23 protein-coding genes and 1 pseudogene are annotated in these 24,657 nt (G+C 71.0%); 7 read left to right on the top strand and 17 right to left on the bottom strand.

The features are described 5' to 3' along the window. Positions 1 to 15: 15 nt before the first annotated feature. Both cseB and cseC read left to right on the top strand, forming a co-directional pair. Complete coding sequence (cseB, locus tag ACZ4UV_RS29085; protein ID WP_351714158.1) at positions 16 to 720, top strand: two-component system response regulator CseB; 705 nt, start codon at positions 16 to 18, stop codon at positions 718 to 720. An 11-nt stretch (positions 721 to 731) separates the two neighbouring features. Continuing rightward, positions 732 to 2,084, top strand: a complete 1,353-nt coding sequence (cseC, locus tag ACZ4UV_RS29080; protein ID WP_451022366.1) for a two-component system sensor histidine kinase CseC — start codon at positions 732 to 734, stop codon at positions 2,082 to 2,084. A 70-nt stretch (positions 2,085 to 2,154) separates the two neighbouring features. On the opposite strand, the gene ACZ4UV_RS29075 is transcribed toward cseC, so the two are convergent. From ACZ4UV_RS29075 to ACZ4UV_RS29060, 4 genes are all read right to left on the bottom strand, one after another. Beyond that, positions 2,155 to 3,027 (bottom strand): class I SAM-dependent methyltransferase, encoded by an 873-nt coding sequence (locus ACZ4UV_RS29075; RefSeq protein WP_467841757.1) that lies wholly within the window; start codon positions 3,025 to 3,027, stop codon positions 2,155 to 2,157. Positions 3,028 to 3,029: 2 nt separating this feature from the next. Then, positions 3,030 to 3,461 (bottom strand): VOC family protein, encoded by a 432-nt coding sequence (locus ACZ4UV_RS29070; RefSeq protein WP_451022368.1) that lies wholly within the window; start codon positions 3,459 to 3,461, stop codon positions 3,030 to 3,032. Next, positions 3,458 to 3,919, bottom strand: a complete 462-nt coding sequence (locus ACZ4UV_RS29065; RefSeq protein ID WP_390047805.1) for a helix-turn-helix transcriptional regulator — start codon at positions 3,917 to 3,919, stop codon at positions 3,458 to 3,460. The genes ACZ4UV_RS29070 and ACZ4UV_RS29065 overlap by 4 nt, the downstream gene beginning before the upstream one ends. 164 nt (positions 3,920 to 4,083) lie before the next feature. Continuing rightward, on the bottom strand, positions 4,084 to 5,682 hold the full coding sequence (locus tag ACZ4UV_RS29060) for an MDR family MFS transporter (protein WP_467841753.1): 1,599 nt from the start codon (positions 5,680 to 5,682) through the stop codon (positions 4,084 to 4,086). 148 nt (positions 5,683 to 5,830) lie between these two features. On the opposite strand from ACZ4UV_RS29060, the gene ACZ4UV_RS29055 reads away from it, so the two are divergent. Continuing rightward, the gene (locus ACZ4UV_RS29055; protein WP_451022370.1) at positions 5,831 to 6,427 is read left to right on the top strand and encodes a TetR/AcrR family transcriptional regulator; all 597 of its coding nucleotides are present in this window, start codon (positions 5,831 to 5,833) and stop codon (positions 6,425 to 6,427) included. Positions 6,428 to 6,440: 13 nt separating this feature from the next. On the opposite strand, the gene ACZ4UV_RS29050 is transcribed toward ACZ4UV_RS29055, so the two are convergent. Further along, on the bottom strand, positions 6,441 to 6,992 hold the full coding sequence (locus ACZ4UV_RS29050) for a M23 family metallopeptidase (RefSeq protein ID WP_451022371.1): 552 nt from the start codon (positions 6,990 to 6,992) through the stop codon (positions 6,441 to 6,443). Between the two features lie 462 nt (positions 6,993 to 7,454). On the opposite strand from ACZ4UV_RS29050, the gene ACZ4UV_RS29045 reads away from it, so the two are divergent. Next, positions 7,455 to 8,057 (top strand): HAD family acid phosphatase, encoded by a 603-nt coding sequence (locus tag ACZ4UV_RS29045; protein ID WP_390047543.1) that lies wholly within the window; start codon positions 7,455 to 7,457, stop codon positions 8,055 to 8,057. A gap of 46 nt (positions 8,058 to 8,103) precedes the next feature. After that, positions 8,104 to 11,148 (top strand): NACHT domain-containing protein, encoded by a 3,045-nt coding sequence (locus ACZ4UV_RS29040; protein WP_451022855.1) that lies wholly within the window; start codon positions 8,104 to 8,106, stop codon positions 11,146 to 11,148. 63 nt (positions 11,149 to 11,211) lie between these two features. Here the strand turns inward: ACZ4UV_RS29040 and ACZ4UV_RS29035 are convergent, their stop codons facing one another. Beyond that, on the bottom strand, positions 11,212 to 13,737 hold the full coding sequence (locus ACZ4UV_RS29035) for an ATP-dependent Clp protease ATP-binding subunit (RefSeq protein WP_467841749.1): 2,526 nt from the start codon (positions 13,735 to 13,737) through the stop codon (positions 11,212 to 11,214). Positions 13,738 to 14,167: 430 nt separating this feature from the next. Between ACZ4UV_RS29035 and ACZ4UV_RS29030 the strand changes: the two genes are divergently transcribed. Beyond that, entirely contained in the window at positions 14,168 to 14,854 is a 687-nt protein-coding gene (locus tag ACZ4UV_RS29030) for an SCO3374 family protein (RefSeq protein WP_451022774.1), read from the top strand. Here ACZ4UV_RS29030 and ACZ4UV_RS29025 read toward each other — a convergent pair. From ACZ4UV_RS29025 to ACZ4UV_RS28975, 11 genes and pseudogenes are all read right to left on the bottom strand, one after another. After that, positions 14,833 to 15,168: a histone-like nucleoid-structuring protein Lsr2 gene (locus ACZ4UV_RS29025; protein ID WP_093500012.1), complete on the bottom strand. Its 336-nt coding sequence runs from the start codon at positions 15,166 to 15,168 to the stop codon at positions 14,833 to 14,835. The genes ACZ4UV_RS29030 and ACZ4UV_RS29025 overlap by 22 nt on opposite strands. Positions 15,169 to 15,475: 307 nt before the next feature. Beyond that, positions 15,476 to 16,009 (bottom strand): amino-acid N-acetyltransferase, encoded by a 534-nt coding sequence (locus ACZ4UV_RS29020; protein WP_294009416.1) that lies wholly within the window; start codon positions 16,007 to 16,009, stop codon positions 15,476 to 15,478. Between the two features lie 9 nt (positions 16,010 to 16,018). Further along, positions 16,019 to 16,441, bottom strand: a complete 423-nt coding sequence (locus tag ACZ4UV_RS29015) for a BlaI/MecI/CopY family transcriptional regulator (RefSeq protein ID WP_451022773.1) — start codon at positions 16,439 to 16,441, stop codon at positions 16,019 to 16,021. Positions 16,442 to 16,579: 138 nt separating this feature from the next. Further along, positions 16,580 to 16,759: a hypothetical protein gene (locus ACZ4UV_RS29010; RefSeq protein WP_390047548.1), complete on the bottom strand. Its 180-nt coding sequence runs from the start codon at positions 16,757 to 16,759 to the stop codon at positions 16,580 to 16,582. A gap of 83 nt (positions 16,760 to 16,842) precedes the next feature. Next, on the bottom strand, positions 16,843 to 17,448 hold the full coding sequence (locus ACZ4UV_RS29005) for a hypothetical protein (protein WP_451022775.1): 606 nt from the start codon (positions 17,446 to 17,448) through the stop codon (positions 16,843 to 16,845). Positions 17,449 to 17,604: 156 nt separating this feature from the next. Continuing rightward, positions 17,605 to 17,790 (bottom strand): annotated as a pseudogene (locus ACZ4UV_RS29000) (hypothetical protein); the annotation flags it as partial. Then, on the bottom strand, positions 17,783 to 18,580 hold the full coding sequence (locus ACZ4UV_RS28995; RefSeq protein ID WP_390047550.1) for a type III pantothenate kinase: 798 nt from the start codon (positions 18,578 to 18,580) through the stop codon (positions 17,783 to 17,785). The gene ACZ4UV_RS28995 and the pseudogene ACZ4UV_RS29000, both read right to left, overlap by 8 nt. Positions 18,581 to 18,584: 4 nt before the next feature. After that, the gene (nadC, locus tag ACZ4UV_RS28990; protein ID WP_451021134.1) at positions 18,585 to 19,562 is read right to left on the bottom strand and encodes a carboxylating nicotinate-nucleotide diphosphorylase; all 978 of its coding nucleotides are present in this window, start codon (positions 19,560 to 19,562) and stop codon (positions 18,585 to 18,587) included. Between the two features lie 5 nt (positions 19,563 to 19,567). Continuing rightward, positions 19,568 to 21,316 carry an L-aspartate oxidase gene (locus tag ACZ4UV_RS28985; RefSeq protein ID WP_390047554.1) on the bottom strand — a complete coding sequence of 583 codons (1,749 nt, stop codon included), beginning with the start codon at positions 21,314 to 21,316 and terminating at the stop codon, positions 19,568 to 19,570. Beyond that, the gene (gene panC, locus ACZ4UV_RS28980; RefSeq protein WP_467841742.1) at positions 21,313 to 22,314 is read right to left on the bottom strand and encodes a pantoate--beta-alanine ligase; all 1,002 of its coding nucleotides are present in this window, start codon (positions 22,312 to 22,314) and stop codon (positions 21,313 to 21,315) included. Before panC ends, ACZ4UV_RS28985 begins: the two co-directional genes overlap by 4 nt. Then, the gene (locus ACZ4UV_RS28975) at positions 22,311 to 23,276 is read right to left on the bottom strand and encodes a Rossmann-like and DUF2520 domain-containing protein (RefSeq protein ID WP_467841739.1); all 966 of its coding nucleotides are present in this window, start codon (positions 23,274 to 23,276) and stop codon (positions 22,311 to 22,313) included. Before ACZ4UV_RS28975 ends, panC begins: the two co-directional genes overlap by 4 nt. Before the next feature lie 174 nt (positions 23,277 to 23,450). On the opposite strand from ACZ4UV_RS28975, the gene ACZ4UV_RS28970 reads away from it, so the two are divergent. Beyond that, a complete protein-coding gene (locus ACZ4UV_RS28970; RefSeq protein WP_390047560.1) occupies positions 23,451 to 24,638 on the top strand; it encodes a threonine aldolase family protein in 1,188 nt (395 codons plus the stop codon). The last annotated feature ends 19 nt before the right edge of the window (positions 24,639 to 24,657 follow it).

Raw genomic sequence — 24,657 nt, 5'->3', positions numbered from 1 at the left:
ACCGAGAGAGCCGGGATGGCAGACCAGACCCACGTCCTCTTCGTCGAGGACGACGACGTCATCCGCGAGGCCACCCAGCTCGCCCTGGAGCGGGACGGCTTCGCGGTCACCGCCATGCCCGACGGCCTGTCGGGACTGGAGGCCTTCCGCGCCGACCGGCCCGACATCGCCCTGCTGGACGTGATGGTCCCGGGCCTGGACGGGGTGAGCCTGTGCCGGCGCATCCGCGACGAGTCGACCGTCCCGGTGATCATGCTGTCGGCGCGGGCCGACTCGATCGACGTGGTGCTGGGCCTGGAGGCGGGCGCCGACGACTACGTCACCAAGCCGTTCGACGGGGCCGTCCTGGTCGCCCGGATCCGGGCGGTGCTGCGCCGCTTCGGGCACGCGAGCGGTGGCGAGAAGCCGCACGAGGACGCGGCGGAGGTGACGGGTGGCATGCTCACCTTCGGCGACCTGGAGATCGACACCGAGGGCATGGAGGTGCGCCGGGCCGGGCAGCCGGTCGCGCTGACGCCCACCGAGATGCGGCTGCTCCTGGAGTTCTCCTCGGCGCCGGGGACCGTGCTCTCCCGCGACAAGCTGCTCGAACGCGTCTGGGACTACGGCTGGGGCGGGGACACCCGCGTCGTCGACGTCCATGTGCAACGGCTGCGGACCAAGATCGGCCAGGACCGCATCGAGACGGTCCGCGGTTTCGGCTACAAGTTGAAGGCCTGAGCGAGGCGGTCATGCGGGGGTTCTCCAACCGGTACCGGGGTCCGGGACTGCGCACCGGACTGAGATGGAAGCTGAGCGCGGCGATCGCCCTGGTCGGCGCGCTGGTCGCGATCGCGCTGAGCCTGGTGGTGCACAACGCCGCCCGGGTCTCGATGCTGGACAACGCGCGCGAGCTGGCCAACGAGCGGCTGCAGATCGGCCAGCGCAACTACGAGCTGTACGGGAGGGCGAACTTCCCGGACGTGAAGGTCGACGACCCCCGGCTGCCGCCGGCCCTGCGGGAGCGGGTCGACGCGGGCCGCCGGGCGACCGACGTCATCGACCACGGCAGCGGCGCGCCCGACATCTGGGCCGCGGTGCAGGCCAAGGACGGGCGGGTGCTGTCCCTGCACAGCACCTTCGCGAACCGCAGCAGCAATGTGCTGAAGGACCTCGACCAGGCCCTGGTCATCGGCTCCATCGCGGTCGTCCTCGGCGGCAGCGCGCTCGGCGTGCTGATCGGCGGGCAGCTCTCGGTCCGGCTGCGCAAGGCGGCGGCCGCGGCCAACCAGGTGGCCCAGGGCGAGCCGGACGTGCGGGTGCGGGAGGCGATCGGCGGGGTCGTACGGGACGAGACCGACGACCTGGCGCGGGCCGTGGACGCCATGGCGGACGCGCTGCAGCAGCGCCTGGAGGCCGAGCGGCGGGTGACGGCCGACATCGCGCACGAACTGCGTACGCCGGTGACCGGGCTGCTCACGGCGGCCGAGCTGCTGCCGCCCGGCCGTCCGACCGAGCTGGTCCTGGACCGGGCGAAGGCGATGCGCACCCTCGTCGAGGACGTGCTGGAGGTGGCCCGCCTCGACAGCGCCTCCGAGCGGGCCGAGTTGCAGGACATCATGCTGGGCGAGTTCGTCACCCGGCGGGTGGCCGCGAAGGACCCGGCGATCGAGGTGCGGGTGGTGCACGAGTCGGAGGTCACCACCGATCCGCGCCGCCTGGAACGGGTGCTGTTCAACCTGCTCGCCAACGCGGCCCGGCACGGCAAGCCGCCCGTCGAGGTGACCGTCGAGGGCCGGGTCATCCGGGTCCGCGACCACGGCCCCGGCTTCCCCGAGAAGCTCCTCGCCGAGGGGCCGAGCCGCTTCCGCACCGGCAGCGAGGACCGGGCCGGCCAGGGCCACGGGCTGGGCCTGACCATCGCGGCGGGCCAGGCGCGCGTCCTGGGCGCCCGCCTGACCTTCCGCAACATCCGCCCCGCGGGCGCGCCCGAGCACATCCCGGCGGAGGGCGCGGTGGCCGTCCTGTGGCTCCCGGAACACGCCCCGACGGCCACCGGCAGCTACCCGATGCTGCCGGGCCCGACCCAGGCGGGAAACCGGTGAGCCGGTGAGCCGCGCAGGCTGATGGATGCCCCTGACGGGGCACTCCAGGGTGTGGCGCCTTCAGGTGTGTTCAGGTGCGGGCCACGAGGAGTTCCTCGCCGCGGGAGGGGCGCAGGCCGTCGGTGCGGCCGGTGAAGTAGCGGTCGGCGAGTTCCTCCGCCGGGACGTGCCGGGTCTCCCGGAAGCCGGCCTCGCGGGCCAGGGCCGCCAGCCGCCCGGGTGCGTAGAAGCTCAGGAAGGGCGTGCCGGAGGCCCGCGCGCCCCGCTGCGCCACCCGCAGCTGCTCCTGCTGGTCCGGCTCGACGTCCTCGATCGGCCGCAGGAACGTCGTGACCAGCGTCGACCCTGGGGCGAGCCGCGCGATGTGCCGGAAGGTGGCGGCGACGGCGTCCTCCGTGAGGTACATCGTGACCCCGGCGGACGCGACCACGGCCGGCCGGCGCAGATCGAAGCCGGCGGCCACCAGCTGCCCCCACCAGTCGCCCTCGAAGTCCACCGGCACCAGCGTCAGCCAGTCCGGCACCCCGTACCCGAGCTCGGTCAGCCGCCGCCGCTTCCAGGCCACGGCCCCGGCCCGGTCCGCCTCGAACACCCGCAGCCCGGCGGCCACGGCGTCGGCGGCCCGGCGCTGCGCGAAGGTGTCGAGCCCGGCACCGAGAACGAGGTACTGGTCCACCCCGCGCCCGGCCTGGGCCACCACCAGGTCCTCGACGAAACGGGCCCGGGCCACGATGGACGCCCGGGTCCGCCGGGTGGCCTCGACGTCCATGTCCGGCCGGGCCCGCCAGCCGTCCGCGGTGTCCGCGGCGTCCGCGTCCGGTTCGGCGAGCCGCAGCCCGACCTCGTCCTCGATGACGTACGGCGGCGCGTCGGCGCGCAGGTGCAGCGCCCGCCACAGGGCGGTGCGGACGGCGGTGTGGTCGGGCCCGGTCTCCGTCGGCACGCTCAGAACTCCTTGGTGAAGTCGAGCTCTTCGCTGCGCTCGGTCAGCGAGTACCAGTTGCCGTTGTCGTCGCGGAAGATCGCCTCGGTGCCGTACGGCCGTTCCTTGGGCTCCTGGACGAACTCGACGCCCCGCGCGCTGAAGGTCTCGTAGTCGCCGCGGCAGTCGTCCGTACGGAACGCGCCGGCCCCCATGACCCCCTTGGCGACCAGCTTGCGCAGCGCCTCGGCGGACTCCGGGTCGAGGCCCGGTCCGTCCAGGCGCATCAGGGCGAGTTCGACACCGGGCTGGTCCTTGGCGCCGACGGTGATCCACCGCATGTCGCCCATCGCGATGTCGTCGCGCACCTCGAAGCCGAGCTTCTCGGTGAAGAAGGCCTTGGTGCGCTCCTGGTCGAAGGTCCACACGGTGGTGATGGCCAGGCCCTGGATCATGGGACCGCTCTCCTGCCTGCCCGGCTTCGGCCGCCGGACGGTCGCTGTTCCTGTCCGTCACCGTAGGCAGCCGGGTCCGGGCCGCGCTTCTCGGAAGTTGCGCTTCTGCCCGGGAACCCGCCGGCCCAGAGCATGGCGTAGCAGCCGGGGATGAGGGAGGCACCGCGGCCGACGTGCTCGGTCCGGTACTCGGTGGGGCTGAGCCCGGTGCGGGCCTTGAACCTCGCCGAGAAGGTGCCGAGGCTGCTGAAGCCGACCAGGTGGCAGATCTCGGTGACGGTGAGGTCCGCGCTGCGGAGCATCTCCTCGGCCCGCTCGATCCTGCGGTGCGTCAGGTACTGGCCGGGGGTCTCGCCGTACGCCGCCTTGAAGGCGCGCAGGAAGTGGTATCGCGAGTACCCGGCGTGCGCGGCGACCGCGTCGAGGTCCAGGGCCGGGTCGGCCCAGTCCCGGTCCATCGCGTCCTTGGCGAGGCGTAGCTGCCGCAACTTGTCCACGGGGCCAATGCTAGGAAACCAGCCCGTCCGGGGGTGCCCCCTGTGGGGGAGATCGAGGACGAGGCAGGAGGCCGATGATGCGGGGGCCTGGGGGCGGCAGCCCCCAGAACCACCCGCATCCAGTCTCAGACGGCCTCGACCGCCGGCATCGGCGCCGCCTCGTCCGCCTTCTGCGGCCCGCCCCGCAGCGGGACCTCCTTCACGAAGACCGCGGCCACCAGCACCAGCACGGCGATCACGGCACCGAGCAGGAAGGCCGAGTGGGTACCGGCCGACACCGCGTGCTGGTACGCCTCGCGCGCCGCCGCCGGCAGCTTGGCCAGGCTCTTCGCGTCCAGCTGCGCCGACTGCTCGGTGATCTTGGAGCCGAGCGAGCCGGCCCGCTCGGCCATGACGTCCTTGACCCGGGCGTTGAAGATCGCGCCCATGATGGCGACGCCGAAGGACGAGCCGAGCGTACGGAACAGGGTGGTGGACGAGGACGCGACGCCCATGTCCTTCATCTCCACGCTGTTCTGCGCGACCAGCATGGTGATCTGCATCAGGCAGCCCATGCCGAGGCCGACGACGGCCATGTACACGCCGGAGATGAACCGGGTGGTGTCCGTGTCCATGGTGGACAGCAGGTACAGGCCGATGGCGAGCAGCACGCCGCCCGCGAGGGGGAAGATCTTGTAGCGGCCGGTGCTGGTGGTGACCCGGCCGGCGACCATCGAGGTCACCAGCATCGCGCCGAGCATCGGGAGCAGCAGCAGACCGGAGTTGGTCGCGGACGCGCCCTGCACGGACTGCTGGTACAGCGGCAGGAACAGCGTGGCGCCGAACATCACGAAGCCGACGATGAAGCCGATGATCGACATCAGGGTGAAGTTGCGGCTGCGGAAGATGTGCAGCGGCAGGACCGGCTCGGCGGCCTTGGTCTGCCAGAAGACGAACCCGACCAGCGCGACGACGCCGATGGCGATCAGTTCCATGATCCGCGCGGACGTCCAGGCGTACTGGGAGCCGCCCCAGGTGGTGACCAGCACGATCGAGGTGATGCCGAGGGTCAGCAGAGCGGCGCCGAGGTAGTCGATGCGCGTCTTGTTCCGCTTCTTCGGCAGGTGCAGTACGGCGCTGATGGCGGCCAGCGCGACCACGCCGAGCGGCAGGTTGATGTAGAAGGCCCAGCGCCAGCCCCAGTTGTCGGTGATGGTGCCGCCGACCAGCGGGCCGCCGATCATGGCGAGCGCCATGACGCCGGCCATCATGCCCTGGTACTTGCCGCGTTCGCGGGGCGGCACGAGGTCGCCGATGATCGCCATGACGCCGACCATCAGGCCGCCGGCGCCGAGGCCCTGGACGGCCCGGAACCCGATCAGCTGGCCCATGTCCTGGGCCATGCCGCTGAGCGCGGAGCCGATCAGGAAGATGACTATGGAGGTCATGAAGGCGCCCTTGCGCCCGTACATGTCACCGAGCTTGCCCCAGAGCGGGGTGGCCGCGGCGGTCGCGAGGGTGTAGGCGGTCACGACCCACGACAGGTGCTCGAGACCGCCCAGTTCGCCCACGATCGTCGGCATCGCCGTGCCCACGATCATGTTGTCGAGCATCGCGAGCATCATCGCGACCATGAGCGCGAGCATCACGACCCGTACGCTCTTCGGCTCTTTCTCCGGTGGCGCGACCGCTTCCGGTGCCCCCGGTATCTGCTGGCCGGTCTCGGCCGCCTGGGTGTCCGCCATCTCTCCCACTCCCCCTGGCGACAGCTACTTACTTGTCGCCCGGCTAGTTCAGTACACTCGGAAGTTAGACCCGTTGCTAGCCGGGCGTCAAGTAAGTTTACTAGCCGGGCGGCAAGCAAGTTTTCGCGGGAGTGCGAGGAGTAAGAGGATGAGCGTCACCATGGACGGCACCAAGCAGCAGCGCCGCGGGAACACCCGCCAGCGCATCCAGGACGTGGCGCTCGAACTCTTCGCCGAGCAGGGGTACGAGAAGACCTCCCTGCGGGAGATCGCCGAGCACCTCGACGTGACCAAGGCGGCCCTGTACTACCACTTCAAGACCAAGGAAGAGATCCTGGTCAGCGTCTTCGAGGACCTGACGCGGCCGATCGAGGACCTGATCGAGTGGGGCAAGGGCCAGCCGCACACCCTGGAGACGAAGCAGGAGATCATACGGCGCTACCACCGGGCGCTGAGCGACGCCGAGCCGCTGTTCCGGTTCATGCAGGAGAACCAGGCGACGGTCCGGGAGCTGCGGATCGGCGACACCTTCAAGGACCGGATGCGCGGCCTGCGGAACATCATCATCGACCCGGACGCGGCCCTGACCGACCAGGTCCGCTGCATCAGCGCGCTCTTCACGCTGCACGCCGGCATGTTCGTGATGCAGGACGTCGAGGGCGACCCCCGGAAGAAGCGCGAGGCCGTCCTGGAGGTCGCCGTGGACCTGGTGACCCAGGCCCACCGGGGTTCACACCCGTCCTGACGAGTCCGGCGGGTCAGACGATGAGGCCCTTGGCGCGCAGGAAGGCGACGGGGTCGACCGCGGAGCCGTAGTTCGGGGTCGTACGGATCTCGAAGTGCAGGTGCGGCCCGGAGGAGTTGCCGGTGTTCCCGGAGCGGGCTATGTGCTGACCGGTCTTGACGATCTGGCCGACCCTGACGTCGATCCGGGACAGGTGCGCGTACTGCGAGTACTGGCCGTTGCCGTGCTTGACGACGATGGCGTTGCCGTACGCGGGACCGTCACCGGCGCCGTTGCCGCCGGCCTTGACGACGGTGCCGCCGTGCGCCGCGACGACCTCGGTGCCGCTCGGCACCGCGAAGTCCTGCCCGCTGTGCCGAGCGGTCCACATGCCGCCGGCCTGGTTGAAGGTCGCGGAGAGCGTGTACTTCTTCACCGGGTCGACCCAGGCGGCGGCACTGGAGGTGGCGGCCGACGCGACCCCCGAGCCCACCACGGCCGTGACCCCGACACCGGCGGCCAGAACGGCGGCCCGCTTGCGGAGCGAGGACGTACGGGGGGAACGGAGAGCGGCGCGCAGGGACATCGGAACCTCGTGGAGTAGACGACAGGGACCCCTTCCGGGCGCCGGCCCACAGGGGCGGCCACCGAACGGGGCATCCCTTGGTAACCCGAAGCCCGAAAACCGCTCAAGTCGCCCTTCTACGACGCTTCCTAGTAACCCGTCCCAAAATTGACCATTTCTTGACACGCGCCATGCCGGCAGGGCAAACCCGCCCCGACGCGGGCGCCTCGCCCGGAGCGCGGGAAAGTAGGCCCCTTTCGCCCCGGGTGGGCGAATCCACTATCTCCGCTAGTAACGGACATTTCACCCGTGCGGTATGTCACCCGCAGCCGCTCGAACGGCATATACCGATGTGACGCACGCCTCTAGCGCCCTACCGGCCAGTAACCCTACGGTTCCCCACGCGCCACCTGCCCCACTCATCATGCCCCTGACACCACTGGCCATGACGTGAGCCATGACGTGAGAGGACACCCCGCCCCGATGACCACAGGCACCTGGATCCGCCGCACATCCGTCACCGCCGTCTCCGTGGCCGCGCTCGCCGGGATGGCCGCGCCGGCCCAGGCCGCGACGGAGAGCAGCTCCGCCACGGTCGACTACGCCACCTGGCAGCAGGACTGCCAGTCCGTCATGGACCAGGCCCTGCCCTACCTGAAGCAGCGCATCGCCGCCGCCCAGCCGGGCGAGAAGCAGGCGATCGTCTTCGACATCGACAACACCACGCTGGAGACCGACTTCGGCTTCAGCTACCCCCAGCCGGCCAACAAGCCGGTCCTGAACGTCGCCAAGTACGCCCAGGAGCACGGCGTCTCGCTGTTCTTCGTCACAGCCCGCCCCGGCATCATCTACCTGCCGACCGAGTACAACCTCGAACACGACGGCTACCAGGTCTCCGGCCTCTACGTCCGCGGCTTCCTCGACCTCTTCAAGGACGTCGCCGCCTACAAGACCGCCCAGCGCGTCGACATCGAGAACAAGGGCTACGACATCATCGCGAACATCGGCAACAGCGCCACCGACCTCTCGGGCGGCCACGCCGACAAAACGTTCAAGCTGCCCGACTACAACGGCCAGTTGTCGTAGGTCGCCGATAGGCTCCATCCGCTGACGGGACTCACGGGGGTGGCGGATGGAGCCGACGGTACTGGGCGGGAAGCTGGCGTCGAGCCTGATGGGCCCGCTGCTGAAGAAGCTCTTCGTGGCGGACGGCCCGGGCGCGGGGCTGGTGGACAGGCCGGTGCGGCTGAAGAGCCTGGTGTCCTTCCGCGGCGAGAAGCGCGCCCTGGTCGAGAAGGACGTGCACAAGCTCGCCGAGCACCTGGTCCGGCAGGCGGTCGACTCACCCGGCGAGCCGCCCTTCCCGGCCAGGGAACAGATCGCGGTCGCCGACGCGCTGGCCCGCAGACTGCTCGCCCTCGGCGATCTCGACATGGACGACGTCCAGGCCGTACGGCTGGGCCACGTCGATCTGGCCGCGCGGCTGCAGTCCGCGGCGTCCGCGCCCGACGGCCTCTCCTCGGACGCCTGCTACTTCCTCGACTCCGCGACGGAGTGGGCCTGCCTCCAGATCCTGGAGTTCTTCACCCGCCGCTCCACCTTTGTCGCCCGCACCCTCGTGGAACAGACCCGCTCCCAGGCCGAACTGATCGCCAAGATCGACGAGCTGATCAGCCGCGTCCCGCGCCCCGACGCCCGCGACACCGCCTTCGAGCACCAGTACCGCTCCCATGTCGCCGAGCACCACAACCACATCACCATCTACGGCATCGACCTGCGCGACTCCCCGGACCGCTGGCCCCTCGAAGTGGCCTACCTGAGCCTGGAGGCGACGGCCGCCGAGAAGCCCGGCGACCGGCCGGAGGCCGACCGCCTCACGCCCGTCACCCTCCAGCTGCCGGCCGAGGAGGCCATGCGCGGCCATGACCGCGTGCTGCTGCGCGGCGATGCGGGTTCCGGCAAGACCACCCTGGTCCAGTGGCTCGCGGTGACCACCGCGCGCACCGGCGAGCGCATCCCGTACGTCCTCCCGCTGCGCACCCTGATCCGCGCGGGCGCACTGCCCGCCCCGGCCGCCTTCCTGACCGCCGTCAGCTGCCCGTTCACGCCCCCCGAGGGCTGGACGGAACGCGTCCTGGCGGCCGGCCGGGGCCTGGTGCTCGTCGACGGACTGGACGAGATCCCGGCGGCCGACCGCCACCGCACCCGCGACTGGCTGCTCGCCCTGATCCGCGCGTTCCCGGGCAACCGCTGGATGCTGACCTCCCGTCCCACCGCCGTACGCCCCGAGTGGCTCGCCGCCGAGGGCTTCCGCGAACTGACGCTGGCCCCCATGCGCCGCGCGGACGTGACGACCTTCCTGGACCGCTGGCACACGGCGGCCCAGGCCCCGCAGTTCAAGGGCCCCCTCCTCGACTCCCTCCACACCAAACGCGACCTGGCCCGCCTCGCCACCAACCCCCTGATGTGCGGCCTGATCTGCGCGCTGCACCGGGAGCGCCGCGGCTATCTCCCCACCGGGCGCAAGGAGTTGTACGACGCCGCCCTCGTGATGCTGCTGGCCCGCCGGGACCGGGAGCGGGGCATGGGGGCGGTGGACGAGGTCGAGTTGAGCGAGGAGGTCCAGCTGGAGCTGCTGCAACGCCTGGCCTACGCGCTGGTGTTGAGCGACCGCACGGAGATGGAGGTGGAGACGGCCGAGGGGATCGTGGAACGCTGCCTGCCCGCACTCGCGCTCAGCTCGGACGCACCGACCGTCCTGCGCACCCTCCTGCTGCGCAGCGGCCTGGTCCGCCAGCCGGCCGACGGGGTCATGGACTTCGTCCACCGCACCTTCCAGGACTACCTGGGCGCGCGGTACGCGGTGGAGGAGGGCCATCTGGACGTCCTGGCGAGCCACGCGGCCGACACCCAGTGGGAGGACGTGATCCGCATGGCGGTGGCCCACGCCCGGCCCCGCGAACGAGCCTCGCTGCTTCGGCGTTTGCTGACCCACGACACCCCTCGGCTGGCCCTGCTGGCACTGGCCTGCCTGGAGCACGCCACGGCGTTGGATCCGGGGGTGCGGGCGGAGGTGGAGCAGCGGGCGGCGGCCCTGATTCCGCCGCGTACGAGCGAGGACGCGAAGCTCCTGGCGGAGGCGGGCCCGCTGGTGCTGGAGCTGCTGCCGGGGCCGGAGGGGCTGACCGACGCGGAGGCACTGGGGGTGACGGTGACGGCTTCGCTGCTGGGCGGGGAGGAACCGACGGGAGCCCTGGGGGTGCTGCGGAGGTTCCGCGAGCATCCTGACCTGGATGTGCGACGACAGCTGGTCGGCACCTGGGGGCGCTTCGAGGCCTCGGAGTACGCGAAAGAGGTGCTGGATCACCTGGATCGCAAGCAGCTCGGCCTCACCTGCGAGTCCGCCGAACAGCGAGCGGAACTGGCGCGGATGCGGCCCTGGCCCTACCTGGACTTCCGCGGTGAGCAGTCGGTCGAAGAGATCTACGCCGCCATACCCGCGCCCGAGACGGTGACCATCCTCGACGTGCAGGACAACTCCCTGCTCACCGATTTGAGTGCGCTTCTGCGGTTCAGTTCCCTCGCAAGCCTGAGGCTGACCGATTGCGAGGCCGCGCACGGCCTGGACGGGCTCGCCGAGCTTCGCCTCCTCCAGCTCAGCTGCAACGGCATCGCGGATCTCACAGGTCTCGGAGCGTTGCACTCACTCAGATACTTCTACGTGGATCAGGAAATACCCGCCGAACGTCTCACGGACATCCTGCCCGTCGATGCTCCGCTGGAAGTCCTCTTCCTGGGAGCGAACTCCACGAACCGGAGCGGCCTTCGAGGGCTGCAGCAGTGGTCGACTCTCCGCCGACTCAGCTTCAGCCGACTCGGTGCCGGGCTGACGGCGGACGACTGGCGGGCCGTCGCCGAACTCCCCCGACTGACCGACCTCTACATCAACAGGTCGGTCCTCAGGAATTTCCCGGAATCCTTCGAGGCCATGCCCGAGTTGCCGGGCATCACCTCAATCAGAGTCTCCCCCCTGTCCGGCGGCGAGGACCTCTCCGTCCTGGCCTCCCGGTTGCCGGGACTTCGCCAGGTGGACCTGCGCGGCACCGCCAGCCATCTGACCGCGGACCACTACGCGGCCCTCTTCCCGAACGCCACCGTCACCATGGACCACGTCTGAGCAACGCGAAGGGGCCGGTGCTCCGAAAAGCACCGGCCCCTCCCTCGGCGTACCCCCGAAGGGCTACGCCTCCTTGCTCAGGTTCGGTCCGGCGCCGCCGGCCGCCTGCTCGATCGGCGGGACGTCGGGCAGGGCCGACTTCTCCTCGCCGCGGAAGGTGAAGGTCTTGGTTTCGCCCTCGCCCTCCGTGTCGACGACCACGATGTGACCGGGGCGCAGCTCGCCGAAGAGGATCTTCTCCGAGAGCGTGTCCTCGATCTCGCGCTGGATCGTGCGACGCAGCGGACGCGCGCCCAGCACCGGGTCGTAGCCCTTCTTGGACAGCAGCTCCTTGGCGGACTGGGAGAGCTCGATGCCCATGTCCCGGTCCTTGAGGCGCTCGTCCACCTTGCTGATCATCAGGTCGACGATCCGCAGGATGTCCTCCTGCGTGAGCTGCGGGAAGACGACCACGTCGTCGACGCGGTTGAGGAACTCGGGCCGGAAGTGCTGCTTGAGCTCGTCCTGGACCTTGTTCTTCATGCGCTCGTAGTTGGTCTTCGTGTCACCCGAGGCCGCGAAGCCCAGGTTGAAGCCCTTGGAGATGTCCCGGGTGCCGAGGTTGGTCGTCATGATGATGACCGTGTTCTTGAAGTCCACGACCCGGCCCTGGGAGTCGGTCAGGCGACCGTCCTCCAGGATCTGCAGCAGGCTGTTGAAGATGTCCGGGTGGGCCTTCTCCACCTCGTCGAAGAGGACGACGGAGAACGGCTTGCGGCGGACCTTCTCGGTCAGCTGGCCGCCCTCTTCGTAGCCCACGTAGCCGGGGGGCGAACCGAAGAGACGCGACACCGTGTGCTTCTCGCTGAACTCCGACATGTCGAGGGAGATCAGCGCGTCCTCGTCACCGAAGAGGAACTCGGCGAGCGCCTTGGACAGCTCGGTCTTACCGACACCGGACGGGCCGGCGAAGATGAACGAGCCACCGGGGCGCTTCGGGTCCTTCAGACCGGCACGCGTACGGCGGATCGCCTTCGACAGCGCCTTGACGGCGTCGACCTGGCCGATGACCCGCTTGTGGAGCTCGTCCTCCATGCGCAGCAGACGCGAGGACTCCTCCTCGGTCAGCTTGAAGACCGGGATGCCGGTGGCCGTGGCGAGGACCTCGGCGATCAGCTCGCCGTCGACCTCGGCGACGACGTCCATGTCGCCGGCCTTCCACTCCTTCTCCCGCTTGGCCTTGGCGGCCAGGAGCTGCTTCTCCTTGTCGCGGAGGGAGGCGGCCTTCTCGAAGTCCTGCGAGTCGATCGCGGACTCCTTGTCCCGGCGGACGGCGGCGATCTTCTCGTCGAACTCGCGCAGGTCCGGCGGAGCGGTCATCCGGCGGATGCGCATCCGGGAGCCGGCCTCGTCGATCAGGTCGATCGCCTTGTCCGGCAGAAAGCGGTCCGAGATGTACCGGTCGGCCAGGGTGGCGGCCTGGACCAGCGCCTCGTCCGTGATGGAGACCCGGTGGTGGGCCTCGTACCGGTCACGCAGACCCTTGAGGATCTCGATCGTGTGAGGCAGGGACGGCTCGGCGACCTGGATGGGCTGGAAGCGGCGCTCCAGGGCCGCGTCCTTCTCCAGGTGCTTGCGGTACTCGTCCAGGGTGGTGGCACCGATGGTCTGCAGCTCACCGCGGGCCAGCATCGGCTTCAGGATCGAAGCCGCGTCGATGGCGCCCTCGGCGGCACCCGCACCGACCAGCGTGTGCAGCTCGTCGATGAACAGGATGATGTCGCCGCGGGTGCGGATCTCCTTGAGCACCTTCTTCAGGCGCTCCTCGAAGTCACCGCGGTAGCGGGAGCCGGCGACCAGGGCGCCGAGGTCCAGGGTGTAGAGGTGCTTGTCCTTGAGGGTCTCGGGCACCTCGCCCTTGACGATGGCCTGGGCGAGGCCCTCGACGACGGCGGTCTTGCCGACGCCGGGCTCACCGATCAGGACCGGGTTGTTCTTGGTACGGCGGGACAGCACCTGCATGACCCGCTCGATCTCCTTCTCGCGCCCGATGACCGGGTCGAGCTTGGACTCACGAGCGGCCTGGGTGAGGTTCCGGCCGAACTGGTCGAGGACCAGGGACGTCGAGGGGGTGCCCTCGGCAGGGCCGCCGGCGGTGGCGGTCTCCTTGCCCTGGTAGCCGGAGAGCAGCTGGATGACCTGCTGCCGCACCCGGTTGAGATCAGCGCCCAGCTTGACCAGGACCTGGGCGGCGACGCCCTCGCCCTCACGGATCAGGCCGAGCAGGATGTGCTCCGTGCCGATGTAGTTGTGACCCAGCTGAAGGGCCTCGCGGAGCGACAGCTCCAGGACCTTCTTGGCACGGGGGGTGAAGGGGATGTGCCCGGACGGGGCCTGCTGGCCCTGGCCGATGATCTCCTCCACCTGCTGGCGGACCGCCTCGAGCGAAATCCCGAGGCTCTCAAGGGCCTTGGCGGCGACACCCTCACCCTCGTGGATCAGGCCCAGGAGGATGTGCTCGGTGCCGATGTAGTTGTGGTTGAGCATCCGGGCTTCTTCCTGAGCCAGGACGACAACCCGCCGCGCGCGGTCGGTGAACCTCTCGAACATCGTTAATCGCTCCTCAGAGCGGTCAGGCAGTGGGGGGAACTTCCCCTCTCTGTCCTTCCGCAGCTTAGTCCCGCAAGCGGGGACCGCTCATTCCAACTGCCGACACCGTCGATGGCCTCCTGACCCCGAACGCCGACATCTGCTCCAACCCGATGGTGCGAGACGATGTTCCCGCAGGCCAGGCAGTTACCCTTTCCGCCAGTACGCCGATGGCGAACGTGAGACGCCCTCGCCTGCGTGTCGCCCCCTCCCACTAGGGATGTCTTACCCGCAGCTACGGACAGTCCATGCCGTGGGCCCCCGGTCCCTCCGCTACGGGCGAACAACCTTGCGTCTCTCCGGACCCCCGCACGCCCCGTTTTCCGGAACTGTGCGCATCCACACGCGCACCCAGCGTAACTCGAATGGTGTCGGGGCGGTTTCAGTCGGTATGGCTGGCACAGCACCTCTGGCCGCTTCAACGGTCCCTCACCCCCGTCGTCCGTTCGATTCCGCTTCCGGTTCCGAGTGCGGCGCCGGTTCCGGCCCGGGCGGCGTCCGGCACTGGTACGAGAACGATCTGGGGTGGGCAACGGTGCCCGGAGCGCCCGGAGAGTCGCTAAGGCTGGTCACGGGCGTGCGCTTCGACGTGCTGGAGGTGCCGGCGCGGGCGGGTGCACGGGCGCTCAGGCACCTGGTGCCGGGCTCTCCGGTGGCCCTTCAGGGCGACCGGATGCGGCTGCTGGTGGCAGCGGGCAGTGCGGAGGAGCTGCCGGGGCTGCTGGCCTGGCTGGAGTGGGGCGCACCGGCCCTCGATCTCGATCTGCGGGCGCTGGGCGCCGGGGGCGCGATGGACGCACCGGTACGGCCCGGGCCGGCGGTCACCGGGATCCGGCCGCCTTCCGGATCCGCCGGGGCCCCGGCCGAGCCCGTGCAGGGGGCCGCCGTCTGGCTGCGGCCCCCCGAGTCCGGGTGCGAGGTCGAGGCCTCGCTGCCGACGCTGTCGGCCATGGGGGGCGTCGGAGGCGCCCCCGATCTCGTACGACTGGTGGACACTGTGGCCACCGAGTGCCACCGCGTCCGGCTGCGGCGCGTGGGCCGCGGGCCGGAGGACAGTCAGGCGTTCGCGTCCTCGTAGGCCTGGCGAATCGTCGCCGGAACACGGCCGCGGTCGTTGACGTCGTAACCGTTCTCCTTGGCCCACGCGCGAATCTGCGCGGTGTCCTGGCTGCCGCCGGAAGCCGCACGGGCCTTTCCGCGTCCGCCCGAGGCACGGCCACCGGTACGTCGGCCACCCTTGACATAGGGGTCGAGAAGGCCGCGCAGCTTGTCCGCATTGGCGGTCGTGAGGTCGATCTCGTACGTCTTGCCGTCCAACGCGAACGTCACGGTCTCGTCCGCCTCGCCGCCGTCGAGGTCGTCGACAAGAAGGACCTGAACCTTCTGTGCCACCGGATTTCCTTTCATCGATAACTTCAGGGCCGGGGTCGCGGCGCCCGCCGTTTCGCCGCCCCCTGTTATATGCAGTACTGCAGTACCTCGGAAAGCAAACCGCTTTTGCGGGAAAAACACAAACCCCTGGGAGAGGCCGAGGGGCCCGCTCCCACCCGGAAACATGCGCGTTTCGGACATAGGGCACCGGGGCAAGGGGGGATGCCCGGAATAGCAGGCCGATCTCCGGCCGATCTCCGGCCATCTCTGCCTCGATGGCCCTTGTACGCCGCGATCCCCGTGGATCCCTCTCGATGCCTCTCGGCGATCACAGATGCAGAAGCATCCGACTGTTGCCCAAGGTGTTCGGTTTCACTCGTTCGAGTCCGAGGAACTCCGCGACACCCTCGTCATAGGAACGCAGCAGCTCCGCGTAGACATCGGTGTCCACGGGTGTCTCACCGATCTCCACGAAGCCGTGCTTCCCGAAGAACTCGACTTCGAAGGTCAGACAGAAAACGCGGCGAACACCAAGCCAACGTGCGGTCTCCAGCAACTTCTCCAGCAACTGATGACCGACACCGGCGCCCTTGAGGCCCCGGTTCACCGCGAGAGTGCGCACTTCCGCGAGGTCTTCCCACATCACGTGCAGCGCGCCGCAGCCGACCACCTCGGCGTTGTCGTCGCGTTCCGCGACCCAGAACTCCTGGATGTCCTCGTAAAGCGTCACCGTGGCTTTGTCGAGCAGGATGCGGTCGCGAACGTACACGTCGAGCAGGCGGCGCACGGCCGGGACATCGCTGGTCCGGGCCCGCCGGACGGTGATGGCTTTTGCGGTGACTTCGGGGCGCGTCGCTGACATGAGCGGACGCTATCGCCCGCCGGCGTCCGCCACCGAGCCGGGGTTCTCCTCTTGCGGAGCCGCCCGGTCTTCCCTCTCGCTATCCGGACCCTGCACGATGCGTACCGCGTCCCGCAGGGCCCGCCGCTGTTCGTCGCTCATCATCCCGAAGAAGGCGACGAGTGCGGCGGCCGGGTTGTCACTCTGCGACCAGGCCTCGTTCATCAGGGCGGCGGCGTAGGCGGCCCGGGTGGAGACGGCCTCATATCGATAGGCGCGCCCTTCGGCCTCCCGCCGGACCCAGCCCTTCTGATGGAGATTGTCCAGGACGGTCATCACCGTGGTGTATGCGATGGACCGTTCCCGCTGAAGGTCTTCCAGGACTTCTCGAACGGTCACCGGGCGGTTCCACTTCCACACCCGCGTCATGACCGCGTCTTCGAGTTCTCCCAATGGGCGAGGCACAGCTCAGAACAATAGTGGGAGATCTCACCAATGGCGTGCCGGACGTGCACTTTCATCAACAAAGGCGAACAAAAAGGGCGTACGACCCGGAAAGTGCGGTACGCCGCGGCGGGCGCGGCCCGGCTCTCAGACTCCGTCGGTCTTGGTGACGGCGGCCTGGCGGGCGTTCTCCGCGAAGGCCGCGTCGACGGCGGCGTCCTCCTTGGCCTTGGCGGCCCCGCCCTGGGTCTTCACGATCACCCGGACCAGACCGATGAAGAAGACGGCCATGACGACCGGAGGCACAAGCGCGGAGACGTAGTCCATGGGTCCAGGGTAGCCACGGAGTATCGGGCGAAAGGGGCGGGGTGGGCGAACCACTCCGCAACCCCCCGCCAGCTGCCGTTTTCTCAGCCCGCGGCGAGTTGCTGCGGGGGCCCGGCGGGCGGCGTGGCGGGCCGGCGCCGCGGAAAGACCTCGCCCGGCGTGGGAATGGGCCGCTTCGGCACGGCGGGCTCGGGCGGCGCGGGCCGCTCCGCGGGCTTCTCCTTGGGCTTCTTCTCCGGCTCCTTGGCCACTCCGCCCGGCAGGGCCGTCAGCCGGGCCCTGGAGACCGGAACGGCCGGTGCCGGTACCTTCCGGGCACCCTGGGCGAGCCGGGCCCGCACATCGCGCTCGGCGAGGTCCTGGCAGCGTCCGAGCAGAGCGGCGGCACCAGCGTTCCCCCGCAGCGCCCGCAGCGCGGCGAGGTCGTCCGGGGTGGGCCGGTGCCCGGCCCCCAGCGCCTCCTCCAGGAGGGCGAGATAACCGACGACGGTCCCCGGCAGGGCGGCACGGTACCGGGCCAGATCGGCCACCAGGAAGGCCCGCAGCCGGGCCCCCTCGCCGATCGCCTCGTCGAGCGACTCGGCGAGCCGATGACAGTCCTTGACGTCCTCGGCGGAGACGGGACCGGGGTGAAGGGCGAGGGCGAGAGCACGGCGGAGCACACGCAGCTCCTCCGCACCGAACGCCATGCCGCCGCGGGATCCGTATGGCGTGGGCATGGACCGAAGATACGCGTAAATCAGACAAACTCGACATAGCGACCGGGTGTGGCGCGACAGGGCCACCCACCTGGACGGTGCTCATCCACATCTCAGCCCGCTCGGCGCTCATCTCAGCTCCGGCGCTTGTCTCAGCCCGTCCGGCGTTTGAGGACGAGGCCGTTCAGGCAGAAGCGGGGGTCCGGGGGCGGCAGCCCCCGAAACGGACGGCCGCAACCGGGGGCGAAGGGGGCCCACCCCCTGAAGGGACGGGACGGGTAGGGGCGGCGGGGGCGAAAGACCCCACGCCGCCCCCACCGACCGCTCACATCCGCGACACGTTCCGCTCGTACACCAGCCGCAACCCCACCAGCGTCAGCCACGGCTCATGCTCGTCGATCACCGACGACTCCCCCAGCACCATCGGCGCCAGCCCACCCGTCGCGATCACCGTCACATCGTCCGGATCATCCGCCAGCTCCCGCGCCATCCGCCCGACCACCCCGTCGACCTGCCCGGCGAACCCGTACACGATGCCTGCCTGCATGGCCTCCACCGTGTTCTTCCCGATCACGCTCCGCGGCCGGGCCACCTCGATCTTCCGCAGCTGCGCCCCCTTGACGCCCAGCGCCTCCACGGAGATCTCGATACCGGGCGCGATCACACCCCCGACGTACTCGCCGCGCGCGGACACCGCGTCGAAGGTCGTCGCCGTCCCGAAGTCGACGACGATCGCCGGCCCACCGAACAGCTCGACGGCGGCGACCGCGTTGATGATCCGGTCCGCGCCGACCTCCTTGGGGTTGTCGGTGAGGATCGGCACCCCGGTCTTCACCCCGGGCTCCACCAGCACCGCCGGCACATCGCCGTAGTACCGCCGCGTGACCTCGCGCAGCTCGTGCAGCACGCTCGGCACGGTCGCGCAGATCGAGATCCCGTCGATGCCGTCGCCCAGCTCGTCGCCGAGCAGCGGGTGCATGCCCATCAGGCCCTGGAGGAGCACCGCCAGCTCGTCCGCGGTACGGCGCGCGTCCGTGGAGATGCGCCAGTGCTCGACGATGTCCTCGCCGTCGAAGAGCCCGAGGACGGTGTGTGTGTTGCCGACGTCGATCGTGAGGAGCATGGGGTCACTCCGCCTCGCGCAGGTCCAGGCCGATGTCCAGGATCGGCGAGGAGTGGGTGAGGGCGCCGACGGCCAGGAAGTCCACGCCCGTCTCGGCGTACGCGCGCGCGTTGTCCAGCGTGAGCCGCCCGGACGCCTCCAGGAGCGCGCGCCCGTCGACGATCGCGACGGCCTCCTCGCACTCCATCGGCGTGAAGTTGTCCAGCAGGATCAGGTCGGCGCCCGCGTCGACGACCTCGCGCAGCTGGTGCAGGGTGTCGACCTCGACCTCGATCGCCAGCTCCGGGAACGCCTCCCGCACCGCCTTGAAGGCCGGGCCGACGCCGCCGGCGGCGACCACGTGGTTGTCCTTGACCAGGGCCGCGTCGGAGAGCGACATGCGGTGGTTGACGCCGCCGCCGCTGCGCACCGCGAACTTCTCCAGCGACCGGAGCCCCGGTGTGGTCTTCCGGGTGTCACGCACGCGTGCCTGCGTGCCGTCCAGAGCGTCCGCCCACGCGCGCGTGACGGTCGCGATGCCGGACAGCCGGCACAGGATGTTCAGCGCGCTGCGCTCGGCGGTGAGCAGGTCGCGGGTGCGGGTGGTGATCGACAGCAGCGGCTGGCCGGCCTCGACCCGGTCGCCGTCCTCGACGTGCCGCTCGACCTCGAACTCGTCGGTGCAGACCACGGAGACGACGGCCTCGGCCACCCTGAGGCCCGCCACGACACCGGCCTCGCGCGCGACGAAGTCGCCGGTCGCCACCGCCTCCTCGGGGATCGTCGCGACGGTCGTCACGTCCAGGCCGCCCGCCAGGTCCTCCTGGATGGCCACGTTCGCGATGTCCTCGACCTCGATGGGGTCGAGCCCGGCGGCGGCCAGCAGTTCGGCGAGCGCGGGATCGAGCCCGCACTCCAGGTACTCCTCGTCGCCCTCGGCGCCACAGGCACAGCCGTCGCCGCAGCCGCCGCCGTCGGCAAGGGGAAGGTCGTTGGTGCTCACGTCTGTCACTGCTCCTGGTGTGGCTGGTGCGGCCGGGTAGGGGGGAAGTCTGCGGTGTCGGTGGTGCCGACGGCCAGCGTCCGGTCCGGATTCAGCCGTACGACGATGTGGCGCCCCCATCGGGCGTCGTCGCGGTCGGCGTGGTCCTCGCGCCAGTGGCAGCCGCGGGTCTCCTCGCGGCGGCGGGCCGCCTCGACGAGCACGCGCGCGACGCACAGGAGGTTGGTGGCCTCCCAGGTGTCGACGCCGGGCTCGGCGGTCTTGCCGTTCTCGTCCAGGGCGTCACGGGCGTCCGTGTGCAGCCGCTGGAGCTGTGCGGCGGCCCTGGCCAGGGATTCCTCGGAGCGCAGCACGCCGGCGCCCTCGGTCATGATCCGCTGGATCGCGAAGCGGGCCTCGGGAGCGAGCAGCGGGTGCGCGGGCTTCTCGGGGTGCGGGACCGGTGCGGGCACGCGCGCGTGCAGGCCGTTGTCCGCGCGGGCCGCCGTGATGTCGGCGGCGATGCGCTCGGCGTAGACGAGGCCTTCGAGGAGGGAGTTGGAGGCGAGCCGGTTCGCGCCGTGCACGCCGGTGCACGCGACCTCGCCGCACGCGTAGAGCCCGGGAACGGTCGTGCGCCCCTGCGCGTCGGTGCGCACGCCCCCGGAGGCGTAGTGAGCGGCGGGCGCTATCGGGATGGGCTCGGTGACCGGGTCGATGCCGTTGGCCCGGCAGGCGGCCAGGATGGTCGGGAAGCGGTGCTCCCACATGTCGGCGCCGAAGTGCCGGGCGTCGAGGTACATGTGCTCGGCGCCCTTCGCCAGCATCCGGCGCAGGATGCCCTTGGCGACGATGTCCCGGGGTGCCAGTTCGGCGAGCTCGTGCTGCCCCACCATGAAGCGCACGCCGTCGGCGTCGACCAGGTGGGCGCCCTCGCCGCGCACCGCCTCGGAGACCAGCGGCTGCTGGCCCTCCGCTTCGGGGCCGAGGAAGAGCACGGTCGGGTGGAACTGCACGAATTCGAGGTCGCTGACCTCCGCGCCGGCCCGCAACGCCAGCGCCACGCCGTCGCCGGTCGACACCGACGGGTTGGTGGTCGCGGAGAACACCTGGCCCATGCCGCCGGTGGCGAGGACGACCGCGGGGGCGTGCACGGCGCCCACGCCGTCGTGCTGGCCCTCGCCCATGACGTGCAGGGTGACGCCGGCCGTACGGCCCTCGGCGTCGGTCAGCAGGTCGAGGACCAGGGCGTTCTCGAAGGTGCGCAGCCCACGCGCGCGTACCGCCTCCACCAGGGCCCGGGAGACCTCGGCGCCGGTGGCGTCGCCGCCCGCGTGCGCGATCCGGCGGCGGTGGTGGCCGCCCTCGCGGGTGAGGTCCAGGCCGCCCTCGGAGGACTCGTCGAAGATCGCGCCGGTGTCGATGAGCCGCCGTACCGCGTCCGGGCCCTCGGTGACGAGGAGCCGTACGGCGTCCTCGTCGCAGAGGCCGGCGCCGGCCACCAGGGTGTCCGCGAGGTGCTGTTCGGGGGTGTCGCCCTCGCCGAGGGCCGCTGCGATGCCGCCCTGCGCCCAGCGGGTGGAGCCGTCGTCCAGGCGGGCCTTGGTGACGACGACCGTGGTGAGGCCGGCGGCCTGGCAGCGCAGGGCCGCGGTCAGGCCGGCCACCCCGGACCCGACGACGACCACGTCCGCCGAGATGCTCCACCCGGGGGCGGGCGCGTGCAGTCGTATGCCGGTGCTGGTGCCTGTGCTGCTGGTGCCTGTGCTGGTCACGAGGCGGCTCCGAGGGTTCCGAAGGTGAGCGGAAGGTTGTCGATCAGCCGGGTCGTCCCGACCCGGGCGGCGACGGCGAGGACGGCCTCTCCGGTGAAGTCGTCGTCGATCTCGGTGAAGTCGGACGGATCGACCAGGGCGAGGTAGTCCAGTTCGAGCGGCGGGTCGTAGTGCACGGCCTCGTCCAGGACCTGGCGGGCGGCCGCGCGGACCGCCGCGGCGGCGTTCGGCACGGCCTTGGCGACGGCGTGTGCGTCGGCGGCCGCACGGGACTCGCCTATGGCGCTGAGCGCCTCGGCGCGCGCCCGCGTGGACGGCACCTCCAGCGCCCGCGCGCGCAGCGCCTCCTGTGCCGCGTGCCGGTCACGGCCGGCGAAGAGCGCGCGGGACAGCGTGAGCGCCGTGCGCCGGTCGTCGGCCGTCAGGTAGCGGTTGCGGCTGGACAGCGCGAGCCCGTCGGCCTCGCGCACGGTCGGTACGCCGACGATCTCGATGCCGAAGTTCAGGTCGCGCACCATGCGCCGGATCACGGCCAGCTGCTGGGCGTCCTTCTGCCCGAACAGGGCCGCGTCGGGCCGGGTGAGGTGGAGCAGCTTGGCGACGACGGTGAGGACGCCGTCGAAGTGCCCGGGGCGGGAGGCGCCCTCCAGGCGCGTGCCCATGGGACCGGCGGTGACCCGCACCTGGGGCTGCCCGCCCGGGTAGACCTCGTCGACGGAGGGGGCGAACACCACGTCCGCTCCGGCCTGTTCGGCGATCTTCAGGTCGGCGTCCAGGGTGCGCGGGTAGCGGTCGAGGTCCTCGCCGGCACCGAACTGGAGCGGGTTGACGAAGACCGTGACGACGACCTCGCCGTCCGGGCCGGCGATCTCGCGCGCGGCCCGGATCAGGGTGGCGTGGCCTTCGTGCAGGGCGCCCATGGTCATCACGACGGCGCGGCGGCCGTGCCGCACGCGCGCGTGCAGTTCGTCGGCGGTGCGCAGCAGCGCGGTGCTCATCGGGGGTTCCCCTCGGTGCCGTCGGTACCGGTCGTGCCGTTGCCGCCGTCGGCGCCGTCGGCACTGTGGGCGAGGACGCCGAGCAGGTCCTCGGCGAGCTCGGGCTTCAGCAGGCCGTGCGCGAGCGCGCGGTCGGCCGTCGCGCGGGCCATCGCCAGGTAGCCGTCGACGGCCTGCGGGGCGTGCCTGCGCAACTCCGTGACGTGCGCGGCGACGGTGCCCGCGTCCCCGCGCGCGACCGGCCCGGTCAGCGCCGCGTCACCGGATCGCAGGGCGTTGTCCAGGGCCGCGCCGAGCAGCGGGCCGAGCATCCGGTCGGGGGCCTCCACGCCTGCGGTGCGCAGCAGCTCCATGGCCTGGGCGACCAGGGTGACCAGGTGGTTGGCGCCGAGGGCGAGGGCCGCGTGGTAGAGCGGGCGGTTCTCCTCGAAGATCCACTCCGGTTCGCCGCCCATCTCGATGACCAGGGCCTCGGCGGCCAGCCGCAGCTCCTCGGGCGCGGTCACCCCGAACGAGCAGCCCGCCAGCCGCTGCACGTCCACCGGCGTCCCGGTGAAGGTCATCGCCGGGTGCAGGGCCAGCGGCAGCGCGCCCGCGCGCAGGGCCGGGTCCAGGACCTTCGCGCCGTACCGCCCGGAGGTGTGCACGAGCAGCTGGCCGGGGCGTACGGCACCGGTCTCGGCGAGGCCGGACACCAGGCCGGGCAGGGCGTCGTCGGGGACGGTCAGCAGGACCAGTTCGGCGCGCTGGAGGACCTCGGCGGGGGGTACCAGCGGGACGTCGGGCAGCATCGCCTCGGCACGCCGCCGGGAGGCGTCGGAGACCCCGGAGACGGCCACCGGGCGGTGCCCGGCGAGCTGCAGGGACGCGGCCAGCGCGGGGCCCACCCGGCCGGCGCCGACCACGCCGACGGTGAGCCGCGCGGGGCGGTCACTGGGGTCTGGCTGTTGGACTGTACTCACGCGAGGGTGGCCTTCCCGTTCCAGTCCGCTCTGGGTACCGGACGATTTCTCGTCATGTTAACGCTATCCGGTCCTGGGCCGATCGGTCGTCCACAGGCTGTGGGTGACGGGTCACACCGGTGGTACGGAAAAATGACGGGCCCCCGGGCGACGTGCCACGGCATCATCCACGGCATGAGTGATACGGCCACGGCCCAGGACGAGCAGCCGAAGGAACCCCTGTCGGCGGAGGACCGGATGCGGGAGCGGCGCTCCGCCGCCTACCGGGGGGCCACGCGCATCCTCGCGCGCATGGGCATGCGGGCTTCGCTCCGCGAACGGCTCGCGCGGCTCCAGGAGGCGGCCCCCGCGGTGTACGACCTGGACGAACCGTCGGACGTCTACGGCAACGGCGTCGTCGAGGCCCTGGAGCGGCGCGTGGCGACCGTGCTGGGCACGGAGGCCGCCGCGTTCTTCCCGACCGGCACGATGGCCCAGCAGGTCGCCCTGCGCTGCTGGGCGGCCCGCACCGGCAGTCCCACGGTCGCCGTGCACGCCCTCGCCCACCCCGAGGTGCACGAGCGCAACGCCTTCCGCGAGGTGGCCGGCCTGCGCACCGTGCGCGTCACCGGCGAGCCCCGGCTCCCCACCGCCCAGGAGATACGCGACTTCCCGGAGCCCTTCGGGGCGCTGATGCTGGAGCTGCCCCTCAGGGACGCCGGATTCGTCCTGCCCTCCTGGGAGGAGCTCACGGAGGTGGTGGAGGCGGCGCGCGAGCGCGACGCGGTGGTGCACTTCGACGGCGCGCGCCTGTGGGAGTCCACCGTCCACTTCGGGCGCCCCCTGCCCGAGATCGCGGACCTGGCGGACAGCGTCTACGTGTCGTTCTACAAGTCCCTCGAAGGTTTCGGCGGCGCCGCGCTGGCCGGCCCGAAGCCCCTGGTCGAGGAGGCGAAGACCTGGCGCCACCGCTACGGCGGGATGGTCTTCCAGCAGTTCCCGACCGCCCTGTCGGCCCTGGCCGGCCTGGACCGCGAGCTGCCCCGGCTCCCGGACTACGTCCGCCACGCGCGTGTGGTCGCCGCGGCCCTGCGGGACGGCTTCACCGAGGCGGGCGTCCCCTGGTCCCGCATCCACCCCGAGGAGCCGCACACCCACCAGTTCCAGGTCTGGCTGCCCTACGCCCCCGACGCGCTGGTGGAGGCGGCGGTACGCCAGGCCGAGGAGACCGGCACCTACCTCTTCTCCGGCTTCTGGGACCCGAAGGGCCCGGGCCTGTCGACGACCGAGGTCACGGTGACGGCCGAAGGTCTCAAATGGACACCGGAGGACGTGAAGGCGGCGGTCGCGGACTTTGTGGGGCGGCTGCCTGGAACGCCGTGAGCTGAAGCGCCCCTTCAGG

The sequence above is a fragment of the Streptomyces sp. NPDC028289 genome (assembly GCF_055565975.1).
The sequence above is the reverse complement of the archived record's forward strand: the minus strand, read 5'-3'. Positions and strand labels throughout refer to the sequence as shown.

What these genes read in the sequence shown, in the direction of transcription:
- cseB (WP_351714158.1), top strand. Translation starts at nt 16, where the DNA reads ATGGCAGACCAGACCCACGTCCTCTTCGTCGAGGACGACGACGTCATC.
- cseC (WP_451022366.1), top strand. Translation starts at nt 732, where the DNA reads ATGCGGGGGTTCTCCAACCGGTACCGGGGTCCGGGACTGCGCACCGGA.
- ACZ4UV_RS29070 (WP_451022368.1), bottom strand. Translation starts at nt 3,461, where the DNA reads ATGATCCAGGGCCTGGCCATCACCACCGTGTGGACCTTCGACCAGGAG.
- ACZ4UV_RS29065 (WP_390047805.1), bottom strand. Translation starts at nt 3,919, where the DNA reads ATGGACCGGGACTGGGCCGACCCGGCCCTGGACCTCGACGCGGTCGCC.
- ACZ4UV_RS29060 (WP_467841753.1), bottom strand. Translation starts at nt 5,682, where the DNA reads ATGGCGGACACCCAGGCGGCCGAGACCGGCCAGCAGATACCGGGGGCA.
- ACZ4UV_RS29055 (WP_451022370.1), top strand. Translation starts at nt 5,831, where the DNA reads ATGAGCGTCACCATGGACGGCACCAAGCAGCAGCGCCGCGGGAACACC.
- ACZ4UV_RS29050 (WP_451022371.1), bottom strand. Translation starts at nt 6,992, where the DNA reads ATGTCCCTGCGCGCCGCTCTCCGTTCCCCCCGTACGTCCTCGCTCCGC.
- ACZ4UV_RS29045 (WP_390047543.1), top strand. Translation starts at nt 7,455, where the DNA reads ATGACCACAGGCACCTGGATCCGCCGCACATCCGTCACCGCCGTCTCC.
- ACZ4UV_RS29040 (WP_451022855.1), top strand. Translation starts at nt 8,104, where the DNA reads ATGGAGCCGACGGTACTGGGCGGGAAGCTGGCGTCGAGCCTGATGGGC.
- ACZ4UV_RS29035 (WP_467841749.1), bottom strand. Translation starts at nt 13,737, where the DNA reads ATGTTCGAGAGGTTCACCGACCGCGCGCGGCGGGTTGTCGTCCTGGCT.
- ACZ4UV_RS29030 (WP_451022774.1), top strand. Translation starts at nt 14,168, where the DNA reads ATGGCTGGCACAGCACCTCTGGCCGCTTCAACGGTCCCTCACCCCCGT.
- ACZ4UV_RS29020 (WP_294009416.1), bottom strand. Translation starts at nt 16,009, where the DNA reads ATGTCAGCGACGCGCCCCGAAGTCACCGCAAAAGCCATCACCGTCCGG.
- ACZ4UV_RS29010 (WP_390047548.1), bottom strand. Translation starts at nt 16,759, where the DNA reads ATGGACTACGTCTCCGCGCTTGTGCCTCCGGTCGTCATGGCCGTCTTC.
- ACZ4UV_RS29005 (WP_451022775.1), bottom strand. Translation starts at nt 17,448, where the DNA reads ATGGCGTTCGGTGCGGAGGAGCTGCGTGTGCTCCGCCGTGCTCTCGCC.
- ACZ4UV_RS28995 (WP_390047550.1), bottom strand. Translation starts at nt 18,580, where the DNA reads ATGCTCCTCACGATCGACGTCGGCAACACACACACCGTCCTCGGGCTC.
- panC (WP_467841742.1), bottom strand. Translation starts at nt 22,314, where the DNA reads ATGAGCACCGCGCTGCTGCGCACCGCCGACGAACTGCACGCGCGCGTG.
- ACZ4UV_RS28970 (WP_390047560.1), top strand. Translation starts at nt 23,451, where the DNA reads ATGAGTGATACGGCCACGGCCCAGGACGAGCAGCCGAAGGAACCCCTG.